Consider the following 16760-nt stretch of genomic DNA (forward strand, 5'->3'; position numbering starts at 1 on the left):
CGAGGGGCCCCCGATGCCGGCTGACGTACCGTCGCGGCCGTGACGCCGCCGATGCACCGGTCGCACCGCGTGGCCGGTGCACTGGTGGGCGCGGCGGTCGGGGACGCGCTGGCCGCCCCGTTCGCGGGAGCGCCGGCCGGTGAGTTCTCCCGGCGGTTCCCCGTGCCGGCACGCGGGTCGCGGACGGAGATGACCGGCGATCCGCCCGGGCGGCTGACGCCGGCGTTCGAGGAGCTGCTGGCGCGGCGGCCGCTGCCGGTGCCCGAGGGGCTGTACCGGGCGCTCGACGGGGAGCCGGTGTCGCTGCCCGCCGCCGACTTCGCCGGGGTGCTGCGGCAGGTGATCGACGCCCGCGGGGACGCGGTGGCGGCGGGGGCGCTGGCCGGCGCGGTGTTCGGGATGGCCGGGATCCCGATGCGCTGGTCGTCGGTGGTGCACGGCGTGGTCGACGGCCGGCCGGTCGGGCTGGACGAGCTGCTGGACCTCGCGCCGGTGCTCGACGGGCGGGAGCCCCGGCCGTTCGAGGGCGGGGTCCTCCCCCGGATCGGCCCGCGCGAGGTGCTGCCGGGCATCTGGGCGGGCAACCTGGACGGCGCCCGGTCCAGCGACCCCTACTTCGCGGTGATCTCGCTGTGCCGCGTGGGTCGTCCCTTCGGGCACCAGGTCCAGCGGATGGCCTACCTAGCCGACGACGAGTTCAACACCGAGCTCGACGTGGTCCTCGAGGACGTGCTGGCCGACATGGCCGCGCTGCGCACCGAGGGCCGGCGGCTGCTGGTGCACTGCCACGGCGGGGCGTCACGGACCGGGCTGGTGCTGCGCGCGTGGCTGCGCCGCACCGAGGGCCTCTCGGCCGACGAGGCGACGGCGCGGGTGGCGTCCCGCTGGCCGTACCTGGGGTTGTGGAACGCCAGCTTCACCGCCGCCCTGGACCGGATGCGCTAGCTCTGGTGCGGATGTGGCGGGCGGAGTCACGGCCGTCACAGTTCCGGTTCCCCGCGGCGTCGGTGCGGCGCTCTGCGGTGAGAGTGACCGCACACTCTGCGCGGGCAGCCACGGGGGCACGCCCGAGGAGGAACGGCGATGGCGACGTCCCAGCGGACCGGCGGCGGCCGGCCGGACAGGAAGAAGAAGTTCGGCGTCGGCCTGGTCGGCGGCATCTTCGCGCTCGGCCTGATCGGCAGCATCGGGTCCGGCGACACCGAGACGACGCCGACCGCCAGCGAGCAGTCGGCCACCTCGTCGGCGGCTCCCTCCTCGTCCGCCCCCGCACCGCGGAGCACACCGGCTCCCCGGACGACGGCGCCGTCGAGCACGGCAGCCGTGGCTCCGGCGCCCCCCGCTCCGGTCATGGCGATGAGCTGCCCGGCCGGCAGCACGAACGCCTCCCCGGTCTTCGGGCACCAGATCACCGCGACGGCGCCGTTCACGGTCGTCATCGACTACGGCGACGGGGACGTCTACACCAACGACGACCAGCACCTCGGCGCGATCTTCTCGCACACCTACCGAGCGGCCGGCTCCTTCACCGTCCACGCCGTCCTCACCGACGCGACCGGCCGGACGGTCGACGCCGCGTGCGCGTACAGCTGGACCCGGCCCGCTCCCCCACCCGCGCCTGCACCGGCCCCCGCGCCCGCTGCGGGCGGCGGCTCCAGCAGTGGTTCCTCCACGTCCGGCGGGGGCGGAGGCACCACCGAGGTGCCGCAGACCGGTGGTCCGACCGCGATCTGCGAGGACGGGACCTACTCGTACTCGGCCAACCGGCGGGGCACCTGCTCGCACCACGGCGGCGTCGCCACCTGGCTGATCTGAACGGAAACACCATGAGCACCGTCGCCCTCGAGCGAGACACCTTCAACGACCGGCCCGCAGCCGACATCGCCGCGTCGATCGACCCGCGGCTGAGCCGGACGGAGAGCGGCTCGGCCAGGTTCGCCTGCTTTGCGGACGACGAGCGCTACCTGCTCGTGGCCGGCGAGCAGGAGCAGCGCAGCGTCGAGCTGGCCCTGGCCTACGGCCTCGCCTGGGCGGGCGGTCGACGCCTGCTGCTCGCCCTACCCCACGACATGGCCACGGCCACACAGCAGCGCATCCCGTGGCTGCGCGAGGCGGTCCGACCGAAGCTCTGGCTGCACGACGGCCGGCACGCCGGACCTGCCGTCGAGCGGACGCCCGGAGAGACGGTCGACCGGATCGGTGACGCCATCGCGGGGCGCTCGCCGGAGCAGGAGTTCCGGCGAGCGGCGACGGCTCTCCACCTCGGTGAGCGCGCCGACTGGGTGGCAGATCTGGTCGATCGGCTGACCGCCGACGCACGGCTCGACTCCGCCCACCGTCAGAACGAGCGCTCCTGGCACTACCGGGGTCAGCGCGTGCTCTCCATGGCCCGCGCCGACGCCGGGATCCGCGTGCGCGCCGGCATCCACTACAGCGACCAGGAGCGCGCCGCACGCGCCTGGGAACTCTCCGGCCCCCTGACCCAGGCCGAGCTGGGCGACGTGCTGGCCGCGGTCGACGCCGCCGTGGAGGAGCGTGCCGCAGGTGAGGACCCGCTCGTGCGCAGGGATGACGAGCACCTCCTGCAGGCGGCCATCCGCCGGGTGCCGGCCGTTGTGGGCATCGAGCAGAACGCCATGCGCGAGGTGCCGGCCTGGCGCCCGACGGACAGCACGAGGCCGTGGGCCCGTGGGTTCATCGACCTGCTCGGCCTCGACGGGAACGGCGACATCGCGGTCGTGGAGACGAAGGTGGAGAAGAACGCCGACCCGCTGTTCGTCCTCCAAGGCCTCGACTACTTCGTCTGGGCTCAGGCCTACCGCACCCCGCTCGTCGACCGGCTCGGCGCCGCATCGTCGGCCCGTATCAGGCTCACGCTGGCGGTGGGCGGCCAGGCGGAGCACTCGCTCCACGTCCCGAGCTACACGCGGGCGCTGGCCGCCGGTCTGGACGACGTCGTCCCCTGGACGGCGCGCGCCATCCGGACGTGGACGGACCCGGCGGTCCGGCCGACGAGCGAGCCGCTGGACCTCACGCCGTGAGACGGTCACGGCGGTCTCGGAGAGCTGCTCGCGAGTATCAGCTGCCCACGGCGTTGACGACCGACGACGACGCCACGGCCCTCGGCCACCTGAAGCGGTACTACGGCCGCGACGGCGGCCAGCGGTTCACCGGCTCGTACTTCGACGGGTGGGGCGGCCCGCAGGACCCCTACCGCTTCACGGCCGAGGACCTCGTGGCGGTCAGCTTCCTCTCTGTGTTCGTCCCTCCGATGGCCGCGCACCGGCTCTTGGGCTCGATGAGCGGTGAATTCGCCGACCTGCTGCACGAGGTGGGCATCGACCGGGACCTTCGCGACGAGACGGCGGACATCGTCCCGGGGTGGCCGGCCTGGGTCCTCTACGACCGGTTGAAGGGGCTGCCGGGGGTGGGGCGCACCATCGCGAGCAAGCTGCTCGCACGGAAGCGTCCGCAGCTGATCCCCGTGAAGGACTCGATCGTTGAGCAGGTCACCCACTGCCGGGACGCGCAGTGGGTGCCGCTTCGGGAACAGCTGCAGGCGGACGGCGGTCGTCTGCACGAGCGCCTCGAGCGCCTCCGGGCAGACGCCGGACTGCCGACCGACGTGACCGCCCTCCGGGTGTACGACGTCATCACCTGGATGGAGGGCAGGACGAAGAAGCTCAAGCCGCGAACGGACGAGGAGAAGCTCGGTGCGGCCCTCGCCGACCCCGACGGGTTGCTCTAGCCGGTCGGGCCGGTGGCGTCGGAGATGCCCGGCGCCTTGGCGTCGGCGCCCTCCTCGACGTCTTGGTCGCCCGGCACCCGGGTGACGTCGCCCGACATCGGGCCCTGCGCGGCGCGCGGCGACTGCTCGGGTGCGGCGGACACCTGCTCCTGGTCCTCGTTGCGGGTGCCACCCTGCGGTCCCTGGGTCATGACGCTTCGGTGCCCGGCCGGCCAGGCCCCAAACGGTGCCCCTCCGGCAGCGGTCGCCTACACCGCGTGCGGCCACGCTGACGTGGCCGAGATCGTCCGACCTGCGCTTTTCCCGGGCGTCCCCGGGCCGACTTTCCGCGTCGCCGGTGGTCGGGCAGGCGTGTCGGGTGGCAGGCCGGCGCCGGGTACACCGTCGTCCCCGCTTTGCCGCCTCCTCCGCGATCTTCCTAGCGTCGTCGCGTCCGACCGGGCCGCACCCGTCCCCGAAACCCTGGGGACACCCGCTCGGACGCCGCCGAACCGGGCGGCCGGCCGCGCGCCGGCACCCGGGCCGGGGACCCACCGCAGTCCTGGGGTGAAGCGCGACGACGACGTCGCGCCGGGCAGGTTCTCCCGCCCGAACCCGTCAGCTAACCCGGTAGGCGGCCACGGAGAACAAGGAGAACCCGTCGTCGATGACGACTGCACACACGTCTCTCGCACGCCGCCTCACCGGTCCTGCCCTCGCCGTCGCCGCTGCGGCGGGGCTCGTCCTCACCCCGGGCGTCGCCTCGGCCAACACCGCGGCCCCGGCCGCTCCCACTGCCACCGCGGCTGCGGTCGCCGCACCCAACGCCGCCGCGCAGACTGCGGTCGACACCGCGCTAGCCCAGCAGGGCAAGCCCTACGCCTGGGGCGGCGCCGGGCCGAGCTCGTTCGACTGCTCCGGCCTGGTCCAGTACGCCTACGCGGCCGCCGGGGTGAGCGTGCCGCACTCGTCGCGCACCCAGTCGACCCTGGGGGCCCCGGTCGACCGGGCCAACCTGCAGCCCGGTGACCTGGTGTTCTTCTACAGCTCGGTCAGCCACGTCGGCATCTACATCGGCAACGGGCAGATGGTGCACTCGTCCACCTACGGCAAGCCGGTCAGCGTCGTGAACGTCGACTCGATGCCGGACTACAACACCGCCCGCCGGATCGTCTGACGCTCCTCCCGTGATCATCGGCGGGTGGCTGCCCGTTCCCGCGTGTCGGGCAGCCACCTGCCGATGATCGACGGCCTCGTTTTTCACCCCCGTTCACCCGCTCGTCGCGCGGACACCCCTTCCGCGGGGCAGGAGGGGCGCGGTTCAGTGGCACCGCCAGGTCCGATGACGGCGGTAGGGGCAGCCCGTGGGAGTACGGCACGCGTCGGCGGTGCTGACCGCCGGGCTGACCGTGGCCGCGCTGATCGCGCTCCCCCAGGGGCTCGCGCCCGCAGCGGCTCCCACGGCTCCCCCGGCACCGGCCGATTCTGCGTACCTGACCGCGTCGCGGGAGACCGCCATCGCCACGAGCACCTCGGCCACCAGCAGCTCCGCCACCAGCACCTCGGCAGCGGCCACGGCGACCCCCGCGCCCGAGCCGGTCGTGGTCGCCGAGGAGCCGGCGCCGCAGGACGTCGTCCTGACCGCCTCCACGCTGGCGGGCAGCGGCATCCCGTCGACCGCCCTCGGCGCCTACCGGCAGGCCGCGGCGGGCGCCCCGTGCACCATCGACTGGACGCTGCTGGCCGCGATCGGGCGGGTGGAGTCCAACCACGGCCGCTTCGCCGGGGCCGAGCTGCACACCGACGGGCTGTCGTCGCCACCCATCGTCGGCATCGCGCTCAACGGGGTCGGCGTCGCGCTGATCCGCGACACCGACGGCGGCCGTTTCGACGGCGACGCCACCCTCGACCGCGCTGTGGGGCCGATGCAGTTCATCCCGTCGACGTGGGCGCTGTACGGCCGCGACGGCAACGGCGACGGCACCGAGGACCCGTTCAACATCTTCGACGCGGCCGCCGCGGCCGCGGCGTACCTGTGCCGGGCGGGCGGCGACCTGACGTCGACCGAGGGCCGGGTCAAGGCGGTGTTCGCCTACAACCACTCCGACGCCTACGTGGCGAAGGTGCTCGGTCTGGCCGCCGCCTACGCCGGGAGCGAGCCGCCGGTCCTGCCGACGACGGAGCCGCCACCGGCGCCGCTGCCGCCCGTCTCGGTCGCTCCCCCGCCGGCCGCAGCGGAACCGCCGGTCGAGGAGCCGCCGGTCGAGGAGCCGCCGGTGGTCGCGGCTCCCGCTGACCCGGGGCCGGTCCCGACTCCCACGCCGACTCCCACGCCCACGCCGACGCCCACGGAGACGCCGACTCCGACGCCGACGCCGTCCCCCTCACCAACGCCGAGCCCGACGCCGACTCCCTCACCAACGCCGTCCCCGACGCCGACTCCCTCACCCACGCCGTCCCCGACGCCCACCCCGACGCCCACCCCGACGCCGACGCCGTCGCCCACGCCGACCCCCACCCCGACGTGTCCGGCGCCCGAGCCGCTGACCGTCGACGTCGTCGACACCATCGGCGATCCGGCGGTGCGCGAGGAGACGGCGCAGCTGCTCACCGCGGCCGGGCTGGTCGTCGGCACGGTCACGACCGCCGCGCCAGCGCCGACCGCCCTCACCTACCCGGCCGCGGAGCAGGAGCGGGCCGAGCAGCTGGCGACCGCACTCGAGGCGACCGACCGGCTGCAGCCCGGCGAGGTCGAGCACGTCACCGTCGTCCTCGGTGCGGACGGGCTGGAGCCGTTCCTGACAGCGCTGCGGGCCTTCACCGGGCTGCCCGCACCCACCTGCTGACCGCTGGTCAGGACGTCGGGACCGGCTCGCCCCGGCGCTGCAGCTCGGTCATCGCCTCGACCATCTGCGTGAACTGCTCGGAGTCCGGCGGCACGTCCGGTTCGGCGTCCGGCACCCGCTGGAGGACGGCGAGGAAGTCCTCCAGCGACGTCCCGCTCGCGGCCGGCAGGTGCGAGGAGAAGATCCGCGACGGCGCCAGGGTGCGGACCCGGCCGAGGACCTCGTCGAAGCGCACCCGGTCGACCAGGTGCGCCCACGGCGAGTCCGCCGTCGCCCAGCCGAGCATGCCGCCGGCCAGGGCCTCGGGCGGCACGTCGGAGATGTGCTGCGTCGCCTCGGGGAGGATCGCGCCGAAGGCGTCGACGCTGAACAGCGCGCCGGTCGACCGGTCGAGCACGCCCGTCGACATGGGGTTGTCGAACAGCGGCGGCGTGGCGGCGGTGAGGGTGCGGTCGCCGGCCGAGATCTCGTCGCCGGGGCGGATCGCGTGCACGCGGTCCAGGGGAACCGGCCACCACGTCGACATCCGCAGCGCGGCGAAGCCGTGCGTGACCAGGGTGGCGTTCGGCGCCAGGTCCATGACCCGCTGCAGGTTGCCGGTGTGGTCGGCGTCGTCGTGGGTCAGCCACACCCAGCGGATGTCGTGCGGGTCGACGATGGAGGTGAGCGCGGCGACGAAGTCCTCGTCGTCGATCGCCAGCCCGGTGTCGATGAGGACCGGCTGCTCGGCCATCAGCAGGTAGGCGTTGATCGGCAGCACGCCCATGCCCGGGAGGGTGAGGTTGGCGGGGAGGACGTGGACGTCGTCGGCGCCCTGGTACGGCTCGTCCATGGCGGACCTCCAGGTGGTGGATGGCCGCTGAAGCTAGGCCGCACGGCACTTCGCGGACACGGTCGTAGGTCCTCTGACTGATGGCGTCGCTCGAACGACGTCGTCCGCGTGCCCGTTCTGGTGCGACTGATGTGCACAGCCGAAGGGACTGTCCACAGCGCGTGCCTTCCTCCCGCCGCCGGCCTGCTACCGATCTAGCGTCCCCCCGTGTCCCGCCGTCCGAAGCGCACCAGGAACGCCCGCCGCCGCTCGGCGTCCAGTGCACGACCTCCGCGACGCGAACCCGACCTCGTCGGAGGTGCTGGACTGGGTCGATCGGTGCTGCGACACGTTGTTCGACGTCGAACACCAGACTGCCTGCCGGCGGCTGCTCGCGGCGGTCGCAGCCGGCGATCCGGTGGTGTTCCGTCGCAAGGGTCGGCCGGAGACGGCGGCCGCCACGGTCTGCTGGCTCGTGGCGAAGGCGAACGACAGCGTGGGGCCTGCCAAGCTCCAGGTCCAGGAGCTGATGCGGTTCTTCGGGGCGTCCACCGCGTCACCGTCCCAGCGCGCGAGCGTGATGCTGTGCGCCATCGGCCTGGACCCGTACGGCAGCCATGCCCTCGGCTCCCCGGAGTACCTGACGGCGCGGCGCCGCCGTGAGGTCGTCACCATCCGGGACCTCCTCCGGTCGCGATCGACGTGACCAGAGCATGCGAATCACATGCGACGATCCGGTGGTGACGAGGATGCTGCAGGTCCGTAACGTCCCCGACGACGTGCACGCCGAGCTCCGCCGCCGCGCAGCCGCGGCGGGGGTCTCCCTGTCGGAGTACGTGCTGCGAGAACTCGAGCGGGTCGCCGCACGCCCGCCGGTTGCGGAGGTCCTTGCCCGGTCGGCTTCCCGGCGCCTGGACGTGTCACTGGCCGAAGTGGTGCGAACCGTGCACGCCGACCGGCCGGAGCGTTGATCGTCGTCGACGCGTCCGTCGTCGTCGCCGGTCTCCTCGTCGCCGGTGACGAGGGCGACGGCGCTCGCGCACTCCTGGCGCGCGACGACGCCCACGCACCGCACCTGATCGACGTCGAGGTCACCGCAGCGATCCGGCGGTGGGTGCTCTCCGGACGTCTGTCGGCGGCCGACGGCGCGGCGTTCCTCGCCGACCTGCGAGCGCTCGCCGTCTCCCGTCACGCCCACGAGGCGCTCCTCGACCGGGTGCTCGAGCTTCGGGACAGCGTCACCGCGTACGACGCCACTTATGTGGCACTGGCCGAACTTCTCGACGCGCCGCTGGCCACGGTCGACCTGCACCTGACCCGGGCTCCCGGACCGCGCTGCCCCTTCGTCGTTCCGACCGCGTGAGCCGGACAGATCGATCATCGGCAGATGGCTGGTCGCCACGCCGGCGGCGGCAACCACCTGCCGATGATCAACGCCCGACCGGCAACGTGACCGAGGACGGCGAAGCGACGTCGTGGCCGATCCGGTGGGTGACCGGCCGGCCCTCGGTGGCCCGGCCGATCGGCTCGCCGGTGCCGAGGTTGCGGGCGTAGCGCGGGTGCGCGCCGCCGGAGACCTGCAGCCGCACCCGGTGCCCGGCGAGGAAGCGGTGCGCCGTGTCGGGCAGCGTCACGTCGAGGGTCCGCTCGAGGGCGCCGTCGTCGGAGTTCAGCCGCACCAGCTGGTCGGTGACGTTGACCGACCGGCCGCGCGGGTCGACGTCGCACAGCCGCACGAACACGTCGGAGTACGGGTTGTCCGACGACAGGAACAGCCGCACGGTCGCGCCGCCGAGCAGCTCGACCGGCTCCTCCAGCGGCGCGGTGGTGAACGTGCGGACGTCGGGCCGCGCCTCCAGCCGCCGGTTGTCACGGCGGCCGGCGCCCCGGGCGAGCACCCGCCCGCCGACCGACGGCGTCGGGTCCATCGGGTCGTACGTGACGAACGTGCCCGCGCCGGGCTGGGTCGGTGCAGCGTCGGTGAGCCCGCCGGCCGGGGCCAGGTACCAGGTGCGGTCCTCGGTCGCCGGCGGCCAGTCCGGCAGCTCGCGCCAGCGGTTCTCGCCGGTCACGTAGACCCGCACGCGGGGCCGCCCAGGTGCCGGAGCCTCCCCCACCGGGAGGTGGGCCTGCAGCCAGGCGAGGCTCTCCCGGGTGGCCACCCGGGCGTCGAGCGTCAGGTGCGCCCACGGTCCGATCGTCATGGCGACGTCGACGCCGCGGTCGCGCAGGACGGCGTACTGGTAGAGCGTCTGCTCGAGGAACCAGTCCTGCCAGCCGCCGACGAGCAGCGCCGGCACGGTCGAGGAGTGCACGGCCGGGGTCGCGCGGTAGCGGTCCCAGTACGGGTCGGCCGGGTCGAAGTGGTCGATCCACTCGTCGAACCAGGGCGCCGGGTTGCCGCCGAACCGCTGCGCCAGGCCCTCGATCGGCAGGACTCGCAGGTGCGGGGCCAGCCGCCGCTCCGCCGTCATCAGCCGGACCATCCCGCGCACCGTGCCGACCCGCTCCTGGTGGGCGATGAGCTCGGTCCAGACGGCGAGGTTGAGCAGCTGCGGGACGCCGTCGAGCATGCCGGCCTGGGCCAGGTCGTGCGGGCCGATGTGCAGCACCATCGCCTGGAGCTCCGGCGGCGGGTCCAGAGCCAGCGCCCACTGCGTGTAGGCGAGGTAGCTGGGGCCGAGGGTGGCCAGCCGGCCGTCGAACCACGGCTGCTCGCGCAGCCACGCCACCGTGTCGTGCCCGTCGTGCTCCTCGTTGACCACCGGCTCGAACTCGCCACCGGAACCGAACGTGCCGCGGACGCTCTGCAGCGCGACCGCGTAGCCGCGGGCGGCGTACGGCGTCGCCATGCTGGTCGCCAGCTGGCCGGTGCGGCCGTAGGGCGAGCGCAGCAGCACCGTCGGGTGCGGCCCGTCGGTGTCGGGGAGGTAGACGTCGGCCCGCAGGACGGCGCCGTCGCGCATCGGGACGTCGACGTCGTGCACCACGCGGATGGCGCTGGTCGCCGGCGGCAGCTGCCAGCGCCGGTCGAGCGTGCGCGCGACGAAGCGGGCGGGACGGGTCAGCGGCTCCCCGGCGGCGGGGACGAGGCGGTCGAGCTCCGGCACGAGCGCCGACGATAACCAGGCCGTCAGGACCAAGGGGTGAGCGGCCGCGCCAGCCGCTCGCCGTCGACGACCAGGTCGACGTGCTCGTTGCGGAAGCAGATCAGCCCGGCGATCCGCGGGTTCTCGGGCACCGGCGTCGGATAGCTCCACGCGACGTCCTCGAGCTCCCGGTCCCCCACGCGCACCGACCACCAGCTGGCCACGCCCTTGTACGGGCAGGTCGTCCGCGTGGGGCTGCGCCACAGCTCGACCCGGACGTCGTCGCGCGGCAGGTAGTAGCGGGTCGGCAGGGACGTCTCGAACAGCAGCAGCGGACGGCGGCTCTGCGCCAGCAGCGTGCCGTCCACCTCGACGCGCACGTGCCGCGAGCTCGGGACGACGTCGACGCGCTTGTGCGGGTCGCGGGCGTGGGCCAGCAGCGGCTCGTCCTCCTCGAACCAGGTCAGGCCGCCGCCCCAGGAGAAGGTGACCAGGTCGCGCAGCGCAGCCAGCGGTGCGGGCGGCGCCCGGTGCGCCCATGCGGCGTCCTCGGCCCGCTGCCCGCCGGCCTGCACCGTCCAGGTGGTGAGCCCGCCGTCGTCCCGCCGGTCGACCAGCACGCCGGGCGCGACGTCATCCGGCGGCAGGTAGTAGGTCGGCAGGAAGCTGCGCGGCACCTCCCCCGGCCCGTACTGCACGTGCAGCAGCGCGCGGCGGGAGTCGGCCACCAGCTCGCCGCCGAGGCGGACGCGGACCCACCGGGGTGACGGCTCGACCAGCGGCCACCAGGGACGCATGCCGGCCAGCGCGGCGAGCCGCTCGCCCAGGTCGCTCGGAGGGGCGCTCATGCCCGGTCAGGCTCCTCCCGCCGGGCCCCTCAGTCCACGAGGTCCAGCGCGGCGCCGACGATCGTCTCGGTGTCCAGGCCGTGCAGCCGGTGCACCGACGCCAGGTCGCCGCTCTGCCCGAACTGCGTCACGCCGAGGTGCGCGGCCGGCACGTTCCGCACGCCGGCGAGGAAGGCCAGCGTGTGCGGGTGGCCGTCGAGGACGGTGACCATCGGCCGCGCCCGGTCGGCGGGGAACGCGGCGTCGAGGATCCAGGTCGGTCCGTCGTCCAGCCCCCGCCGGGCCTGCAGCGCCCGGAACAGCAACCCGGGCGAGGTCACGATGACCACGTCGGCGGCGAAGCCGAGCCGCTCCAGCCGCTCGGCGGCAGCCAGCGCCTCCGGCACCACCGCACCCATGGCGACGAGCGTGACCCCGGGGTCGGACACGTCGTGATCGCTCCAGCGGGGGCAGGCCCCGGCGACCACCTGCTTCCGGCGCCGCTCGCGGGCGGCCGGGTCCTCCGGGATCTGCGCCAGCGACTGGTCGACCGGCCGGGTCGACAGCCGCAGATAGGCCGACGAGCCGCCCGGCTTCCCGAGCCGACCGAGCGCCGCGAGCAGGCACCACTCGGTGTCCTGCGCGAACGCCGGCTCGTAGGAGACGCAGCCCGGCTGCTCCAACCCGATCGAGGGCGTCTTGATCGACTGGTGCGCCCCGCCCTCCGGCGCCAGCGTCACGCCCGACGGCGTCCCCACCAGGATCGACTGCCCGCCGGCGTAGATGCCGAACGACCACGGCTCGAGCGCCCGCTCGACGAACGGGTCGTAGAGGACGCCGATCGGCAGCAGCGGCTGCCCCCACCGTGACCAGGTGGCGCCGAGCTCGCCGATCGCGCCGACCAGGTTGGTCTCCGCGATGCCTAGCTCGATGTGCTGGCCCGAGGGCTTCTCCCGCCAGTGCAGGATCGTCTCGGCGTCGTCGGCGAACCAGTCCTGCCGCGCCTCGTGGGACCAGACGCCCACCTTGTTCACCCAGCCACCGAGGTTGGTCGAGGAGGACACGTCGGGGCTCACGGTCACCACGCGGTGGCCGACGTCGGGCGCGGCGCGGTTGAGGTCGAGCAGCGTGCGGCCGAGCGCGGCCTGCGTCGTCCCCACCCCGTGCGGCGTCCGGCCCAGGTCGGTCGGCACCTCGGGTGCCTTCACCGCGACCGGTGGCACCCGGGTGAGCCGCGCGGCCACCTCGGCGAGCAGCTGCCCGGCATCACTGGACGGGTCGAACCCGGCCCACGGGTCGGCCGGGTCGACGCCGAGGTCGCCGGCCAGCGCCTTGAGCTGGTCCTCGGTCAGCAGCGCGGAGTGGTTCTGCGGATGGCCCTCGATCGCCAGCCCGTAGCCCTTGAGCGTGTAGGCGATGACGACGGTCGGCCGGGTGTCGTCGATCTGCGCGAACGCCTCCCGCAGCGCGGAGAGGTCGTGCCCGCCGAGGTTGCGGACGGCGGCGACGAGGTCGTCGTCCGGGACGTCGGCGATGAGCCCGGCGATGTCGGCGGCGCCAGGACCGTCGCCGGGCAGGTGCGCGCGGACCTCCTCGGCGGTGCGCCGCAGCATGCGCTGGTACTCGGGGTTGGACATGGCGTCGATCCGGTCGCGCAGGGCGCCACCGCCGGTGCGGGTGAACAGCTCCTCGAGCAGCCGGCCGTATTTGACGGTGAGCACCTGCCAGCCGGCGGCGGTGAACATGCCCTGCAGCCGGTTGGTGCCCATGGTCGGGACGACGCGGTCCAGCGACTGCCGGTTGAAGTCGACGATCCAGTTGACCTCGCCGAGCTCGGCCACCATCGGGTCGAGCACCGCCTCCCAGACGGCGCCCTCGTCGAGCTCGGCGTCCCCGACCAGCGACCACTGCCGGCCGGTGCCGCCGGCGCCGAGCTGGGTGTTGACGTACCGGCGGGCGATCGCGCCCCAGATCGGCGCCGTCGCGCCGATGCCCACCGACCCCGTCGAGTAGTCGGCCGGCACCGGGTCCTTGAGCCGCGACGGGTAGGACTGCAGGCCGCCGAACTCGCGCAGGCTGGTCAGGTACTTCCGGTCGAGCTGGCCGAGCAGGTACTCCAGCGCGTGCAGCACCGGCGAGGCGTGCGGCTTCACGCTGACCCGGTCGTCGGCGCGCAGCTGCTCGAGCCACAGCGACGTCATGATCGTGACCATCGAGGCGCTGGAGGCCTGGTGGCCGCCGACCTTGAGGCCGGTCGGGTTCGGCCGGACGCGGTTGGCGTGGTCGACGATCGCCGTGGCCAGCCACAGCACCCGCTGCTCGATCTGCCGCAGGACGTCGTCGGTGGTGGTCCCGGCCCGGGCCGCCGTCAGGCTCATGTGCTCGCTCCTCGGTCCGCGACGCTGCGTCGTCCGCCAGTCTCCGCCGCCCGGCCGGGCCGGCGCGATGCCCTTCCCTGGAAGCTCGTGCTCTGCCCAGCATGGTGGGCAGAGCACGAGCATGCGGGAGAGGAGCCGGTGATGGCCGGACGGCGGTGGAGCGAGCTCGACCAGCGCACGCGCAGGCTGATCCTGCTCGGCGGCGCCGTCGAGTGGGGGCTGAAGATCATCGCGCTGGCAGACCTGCGGCGTCGGCCGGCGGCGGAGATCCGCGGGCGGAAGTGGATCTGGGCCACCGCCGTGTCCGTGGTCGGCTCGCTGGGCGCCGTCCCGCTGGCCTACCTCCTCGTCGGACGGCGCCGCCGCTAGCGGGATGCAACGTCGGTGCAACCGTCGCGCTTGACACCGCGATCACCCCAGGCGAAGGGTGCGGGACGTGCTCCGCTCCCGGGCCCGCCGCCGTGGACAGGGAGGTGCGCGGCCCGGTCGTCGGTAGCGCCCCCACCCACCGCCTCCAACGAGGGAGCAGCCATGGCCACGGGAACGACCGTCAGCATCCTGCCGTGCGGCGCGATGAGCACCGACCTCACCTGGCTGCTCCTGGCCCCCGGCCGGGCGATGCGGACCAGGACGACGAAGGACCAACCGGCCGAGTGGATCGACTGCCCCACGCACTGCGTCCTCGTCGACACCCCCGACGGCCGGCTGCTGTGGGACACCAGCTGCCCGCGCGACTGGGAGGAGCGCTGGGCGCCGACCGGTCTGCAGGAGTTCTTCCCCTACGACAAGGTCTCCGAGGACGAGTACCTCGACTCCCGGCTCAAGCAGCTGGGCCTCGGCCCCGGCGACCTCGACTACGTCGTCTTCTCGCACCTGCACTTCGACCACGCGGGCAACGCGCAGATGTTCAAGGACACGAACGCGAAGCTGGTCTGCAGCGACAAGGAGCTCGAGTGGTGCCACGCCTTCGACGGCCCGTTCAACGGCGCGCACCTCAAGGCCGACTACGAGGGGCTGACCTTCGAGACGGTCTCGGGTGACACGGAGGACTTCCTGCCGGGCGTCTCGTTCATCCAGACCCCGGGGCACACGCCGGGCAGCATGTCGATGCGGGTCGACCTGCCCGAGACCGGCACGATGATCTTCACCGCCGACGCCGTCTACATGGGCGCCAGCTACGGCCCGCCGACCGTGCCCGCGGCGATCGTGAACAACCTCGAGCAGTTCTACAGCTCGGTGGAGAAGATCCGCGGGATCGCCGAGGAGACCGACGCGACGGTCGTCTTCGGCCACGACGCCCAGCAGATCCACGAGCTGCGGACGGCGCCGGAGGGCAGCTACCGATGAGCGAGGACACCGGGCGCACCGAGGAGACGATCTTCACCTGGGGCGCGACACCGCTGAAGTTCGGCCCGGGCGCGGTGGACGAGATCGGCTTCGACATCTCGCAGTACGGCGTCGAGCGGGTGCTGATCATCACCGACGCGAACGTGCACTCCGCCGGGCTGCCGCAGCGGATCGCCGACTCGCTGACCAAGTACGGCATCCGCTCGGAGATCTTCGACGGCGTCCACGTCGAGCCGACCGACGAGAGCATGGACAAGGCGGCCGGCTACGCGCGGGCGCAGGGGCCGTGGGACGGGTTCGTCGCCGTCGGCGGCGGGTCGGCCATCGACACCGCCAAGGCGGTCAACCTGCTCACCACCGACGGCGGTGAGCTCATGGACTACATCAACAAGCCGATCGGCCAGGCCCGCGCGCCGAAGGGGCAGCTCAAGCCGCTGATCGCCGTCCCCACGACGGCCGGGACCGGGTCGGAGAGCACCGCGATGTGCGTGCTCGACATCCTCTCGATGAAGGTGAAGACGGGGATCAGCCACTGGCGGCTGCGCCCGACGCTGGCCGTCGTCGACCCGCTGCTGTCGCTGTCGCTGCCGCCGGAGGTGACCGCGTCCGCGGGGATGGACATCGTCTGCCACGCGCTGGAGAGCTACACCGCGCGCTGGTACGAGAGCTTCGACCGGAAGAAGGCCGAGGAGCGGGTGACCTACTGCGGGTCGAACCCGGTCTCGGACCTGTGGTGCGAGAAGTCGATGACGCTGCTGGCGCGGTCGTTCCGCAAGGCCGTGCACCAGGGCGACGACCTGCAGGCGCGGTCGGACATGATGGCGGCGGCGACGTTCGCGGGCATGGGCTTCGGCAACTCCGGGGTGCACATCCCGCACGCCAACGCCTACCCGATCGCCGGCATGGTCAAGGACTACCGGCCGCCGGGCTACCCGCAGGACGAGCCGATGGTGCCGCACGGCATGTCGGTGTCGCTGACGGCGCCGGAGGCGTTCCGGTTCAGCTTCGAGTCCGCGCCGGAGCGGCACCTCAAGGCGGCGGCGCTGATGGCGCCCGACCGGGACACGCTCAACGACCCGCGCGAGCAGCTGCCGACGGTGCTGACCGAGCTGATGCGCGACATCGGCATCCCGAACGGCATCGGGGCGGTGGGCTACACCGAGGCCGACATCCCCGACCTGGTGCCGGGGACGATGAAGCAGCAGCGGCTGCTGGCGACCTGCCCGCGTCCGGTGGACGAGGACGCGATCGCCGGCATCTTCGCCAAGTCGATCTCCAACTGGTGACGGCGATGCCGCTCTACGACTACCGCTGCACGGCGGGTCACCGCTTCGAGGCCATGGCGTCCTTGTCGTCGGGGGCCGATGCGGTCTGCCCCTGCGGCGCCGAGGCGGTCAAGGTGCCGTCGCGGGTGACGCTGGGCGGGTCGGCCGACGCCGGCCGGCCGATGGAGCTCATGCCGCAGACCTGGCGCGGCACCTACGAGGGCAACCGGGAGTACCTCGGGCAGCTGCGCCGGGACTGGGGTGCACGGCAGAAGCTCGAGGAGAAGTACCCGGAGCTGGCCGGGGACCGCCGGCCGATCATCGCGCACGAGGGCCGCTACCACGGGGCGCCGCTGCGGGCGGGTGACCCGGTGCCGGGCCATGCGCACGGGGGCCACGCGCCCGGGGGCCACGCGCACGGGGGCCACACGCACTCGCACGACGGGACGGGGACGACCTAGGGGGACGGC

At 73.6% G+C, this 16760-nt stretch carries 18 protein-coding genes and 1 riboswitch; of the genes, 13 read left to right on the forward strand and 5 right to left on the reverse strand.

Annotated features, from left to right (window positions below; all coding sequences use genetic code 11):
- Nucleotides 1-39 precede the first annotated feature (39 nt).
- The 4 genes from ACI797_RS20020 (at nt 40) to ACI797_RS20035 (ending at nt 3748) form a co-directional block, all read left to right on the forward strand.
- Nucleotides 40-945, forward strand: coding sequence for a protein-tyrosine phosphatase family protein (locus ACI797_RS20020; protein ID WP_456860712.1), 906 nt, complete (start codon nt 40-42; stop codon nt 943-945).
- Between the two features lie 138 nt (nt 946-1083).
- Nucleotides 1084-1815, forward strand: coding sequence for a DUF3761 domain-containing protein (locus tag ACI797_RS20025; RefSeq protein ID WP_456860714.1), 732 nt, complete (start codon nt 1084-1086; stop codon nt 1813-1815).
- Nucleotides 1816-1826: 11 nt separating this feature from the next.
- Entirely contained in the window at nt 1827-3041 is a 1215-nt protein-coding gene (locus tag ACI797_RS20030; RefSeq protein WP_456860717.1) for a hypothetical protein, read from the forward strand.
- 53 nt (nt 3042-3094) lie between these two features.
- On the forward strand, nt 3095-3748 hold the full coding sequence (locus ACI797_RS20035; protein ID WP_456860719.1) for a DUF6308 family protein: 654 nt from the start codon (nt 3095-3097) through the stop codon (nt 3746-3748).
- On the opposite strand, the gene ACI797_RS20040 is transcribed toward ACI797_RS20035, so the two are convergent.
- A complete protein-coding gene (locus ACI797_RS20040; RefSeq protein WP_456538780.1) occupies nt 3745-3939 on the reverse strand; it encodes a hypothetical protein in 195 nt (64 codons plus the stop codon). The genes ACI797_RS20035 and ACI797_RS20040 overlap by 4 nt on opposite strands.
- A gap of 330 nt (nt 3940-4269) precedes the next feature.
- Nucleotides 4270-4359, forward strand: a riboswitch (cyclic di-AMP (ydaO/yuaA leader).
- Between the two features lie 35 nt (nt 4360-4394).
- Between ACI797_RS20040 and ACI797_RS20045 the strand changes: the two genes are divergently transcribed.
- Nucleotides 4395-4904 carry a C40 family peptidase gene (locus ACI797_RS20045; protein WP_456860721.1) on the forward strand — a complete coding sequence of 170 codons (510 nt, stop codon included), beginning with the start codon at nt 4395-4397 and terminating at the stop codon, nt 4902-4904.
- A 187-nt stretch (nt 4905-5091) separates the two neighbouring features.
- Nucleotides 5092-6573 (forward strand): lytic murein transglycosylase, encoded by a 1482-nt coding sequence (locus ACI797_RS20050; protein WP_456860723.1) that lies wholly within the window; start codon nt 5092-5094, stop codon nt 6571-6573.
- 7 nt (nt 6574-6580) lie between these two features.
- Here the strand turns inward: ACI797_RS20050 and ACI797_RS20055 are convergent, their stop codons facing one another.
- Nucleotides 6581-7405 (reverse strand): oxygen-binding di-iron domain-containing protein, encoded by an 825-nt coding sequence (locus tag ACI797_RS20055; protein WP_456860725.1) that lies wholly within the window; start codon nt 7403-7405, stop codon nt 6581-6583.
- A gap of 298 nt (nt 7406-7703) precedes the next feature.
- Between ACI797_RS20055 and ACI797_RS20060 the strand changes: the two genes are divergently transcribed.
- Genes ACI797_RS20060 through ACI797_RS20070 form a run of 3 tightly spaced genes read left to right on the forward strand, consistent with a single transcriptional unit; the run spans nt 7704 to nt 8747 of the window.
- Nucleotides 7704-8090 carry a DUF6398 domain-containing protein gene (locus ACI797_RS20060; protein ID WP_456860727.1) on the forward strand — a complete coding sequence of 129 codons (387 nt, stop codon included), beginning with the start codon at nt 7704-7706 and terminating at the stop codon, nt 8088-8090.
- A 43-nt stretch (nt 8091-8133) separates the two neighbouring features.
- On the forward strand, nt 8134-8355 hold the full coding sequence (locus ACI797_RS20065; RefSeq protein WP_456860774.1) for a FitA-like ribbon-helix-helix domain-containing protein: 222 nt from the start codon (nt 8134-8136) through the stop codon (nt 8353-8355).
- Nucleotides 8352-8747 carry a type II toxin-antitoxin system VapC family toxin gene (locus ACI797_RS20070; protein ID WP_456860729.1) on the forward strand — a complete coding sequence of 132 codons (396 nt, stop codon included), beginning with the start codon at nt 8352-8354 and terminating at the stop codon, nt 8745-8747. Before ACI797_RS20065 ends, ACI797_RS20070 begins: the two co-directional genes overlap by 4 nt.
- Before the next feature lie 67 nt (nt 8748-8814).
- Here ACI797_RS20070 and ACI797_RS20075 read toward each other — a convergent pair whose 3' ends face one another.
- From ACI797_RS20075 to ACI797_RS20085, 3 genes are read right to left on the reverse strand one after another with little or no spacing between them, the layout of a single operon-like run.
- Complete coding sequence (locus ACI797_RS20075; RefSeq protein ID WP_456860731.1) at nt 8815-10494, reverse strand: CocE/NonD family hydrolase; 1680 nt, start codon at nt 10492-10494, stop codon at nt 8815-8817.
- A 23-nt stretch (nt 10495-10517) separates the two neighbouring features.
- Nucleotides 10518-11321, reverse strand: a complete 804-nt coding sequence (locus ACI797_RS20080; RefSeq protein ID WP_456860732.1) for a DUF427 domain-containing protein — start codon at nt 11319-11321, stop codon at nt 10518-10520.
- A gap of 29 nt (nt 11322-11350) precedes the next feature.
- Nucleotides 11351-13678 carry a transketolase-like TK C-terminal-containing protein gene (locus ACI797_RS20085; RefSeq protein WP_456860734.1) on the reverse strand — a complete coding sequence of 776 codons (2328 nt, stop codon included), beginning with the start codon at nt 13676-13678 and terminating at the stop codon, nt 11351-11353.
- A gap of 141 nt (nt 13679-13819) precedes the next feature.
- On the opposite strand from ACI797_RS20085, the gene ACI797_RS20090 reads away from it, so the two are divergent.
- From ACI797_RS20090 to ACI797_RS20105, 4 genes are all read left to right on the forward strand, one after another.
- Entirely contained in the window at nt 13820-14047 is a 228-nt protein-coding gene (locus ACI797_RS20090; RefSeq protein WP_456860736.1) for a hypothetical protein, read from the forward strand.
- Nucleotides 14048-14209: 162 nt separating this feature from the next.
- Entirely contained in the window at nt 14210-15025 is an 816-nt protein-coding gene (locus ACI797_RS20095; RefSeq protein WP_456860737.1) for an N-acyl homoserine lactonase family protein, read from the forward strand.
- Nucleotides 15022-16311 (forward strand): hydroxyacid-oxoacid transhydrogenase, encoded by a 1290-nt coding sequence (locus ACI797_RS20100; protein WP_456860739.1) that lies wholly within the window; start codon nt 15022-15024, stop codon nt 16309-16311. The genes ACI797_RS20095 and ACI797_RS20100 overlap by 4 nt, the downstream gene beginning before the upstream one ends.
- A 5-nt stretch (nt 16312-16316) precedes the next feature.
- Nucleotides 16317-16751: a zinc ribbon domain-containing protein gene (locus ACI797_RS20105; RefSeq protein ID WP_456860741.1), complete on the forward strand. Its 435-nt coding sequence runs from the start codon at nt 16317-16319 to the stop codon at nt 16749-16751.
- The last annotated feature ends 9 nt before the right edge of the window (nt 16752-16760 follow it).

It is taken from the genome of Geodermatophilus sp. SYSU D00691 (assembly GCF_054050275.1).

Excerpts from the sequence above, each read along its gene's own strand:
- ACI797_RS20025 (WP_456860714.1), top strand. The coding sequence starts at position 1,084 with ATGGCGACGTCCCAGCGGACCGGCGGCGGCCGGCCGGACAGGAAGAAG.
- ACI797_RS20030 (WP_456860717.1), top strand. The coding sequence starts at position 1,827 with ATGAGCACCGTCGCCCTCGAGCGAGACACCTTCAACGACCGGCCCGCA.
- ACI797_RS20040 (WP_456538780.1), bottom strand. The coding sequence starts at position 3,939 with ATGACCCAGGGACCGCAGGGTGGCACCCGCAACGAGGACCAGGAGCAG.
- ACI797_RS20045 (WP_456860721.1), top strand. The coding sequence starts at position 4,395 with ATGACGACTGCACACACGTCTCTCGCACGCCGCCTCACCGGTCCTGCC.
- ACI797_RS20055 (WP_456860725.1), bottom strand. The coding sequence starts at position 7,405 with ATGGACGAGCCGTACCAGGGCGCCGACGACGTCCACGTCCTCCCCGCC.
- ACI797_RS20065 (WP_456860774.1), top strand. The coding sequence starts at position 8,134 with ATGCTGCAGGTCCGTAACGTCCCCGACGACGTGCACGCCGAGCTCCGC.
- ACI797_RS20080 (WP_456860732.1), bottom strand. The coding sequence starts at position 11,321 with ATGAGCGCCCCTCCGAGCGACCTGGGCGAGCGGCTCGCCGCGCTGGCC.
- ACI797_RS20085 (WP_456860734.1), bottom strand. The coding sequence starts at position 13,678 with ATGAGCCTGACGGCGGCCCGGGCCGGGACCACCACCGACGACGTCCTG.
- ACI797_RS20090 (WP_456860736.1), top strand. The coding sequence starts at position 13,820 with ATGGCCGGACGGCGGTGGAGCGAGCTCGACCAGCGCACGCGCAGGCTG.
- ACI797_RS20095 (WP_456860737.1), top strand. The coding sequence starts at position 14,210 with ATGGCCACGGGAACGACCGTCAGCATCCTGCCGTGCGGCGCGATGAGC.
- ACI797_RS20100 (WP_456860739.1), top strand. The coding sequence starts at position 15,022 with ATGAGCGAGGACACCGGGCGCACCGAGGAGACGATCTTCACCTGGGGC.
- ACI797_RS20105 (WP_456860741.1), top strand. The coding sequence starts at position 16,317 with ATGCCGCTCTACGACTACCGCTGCACGGCGGGTCACCGCTTCGAGGCC.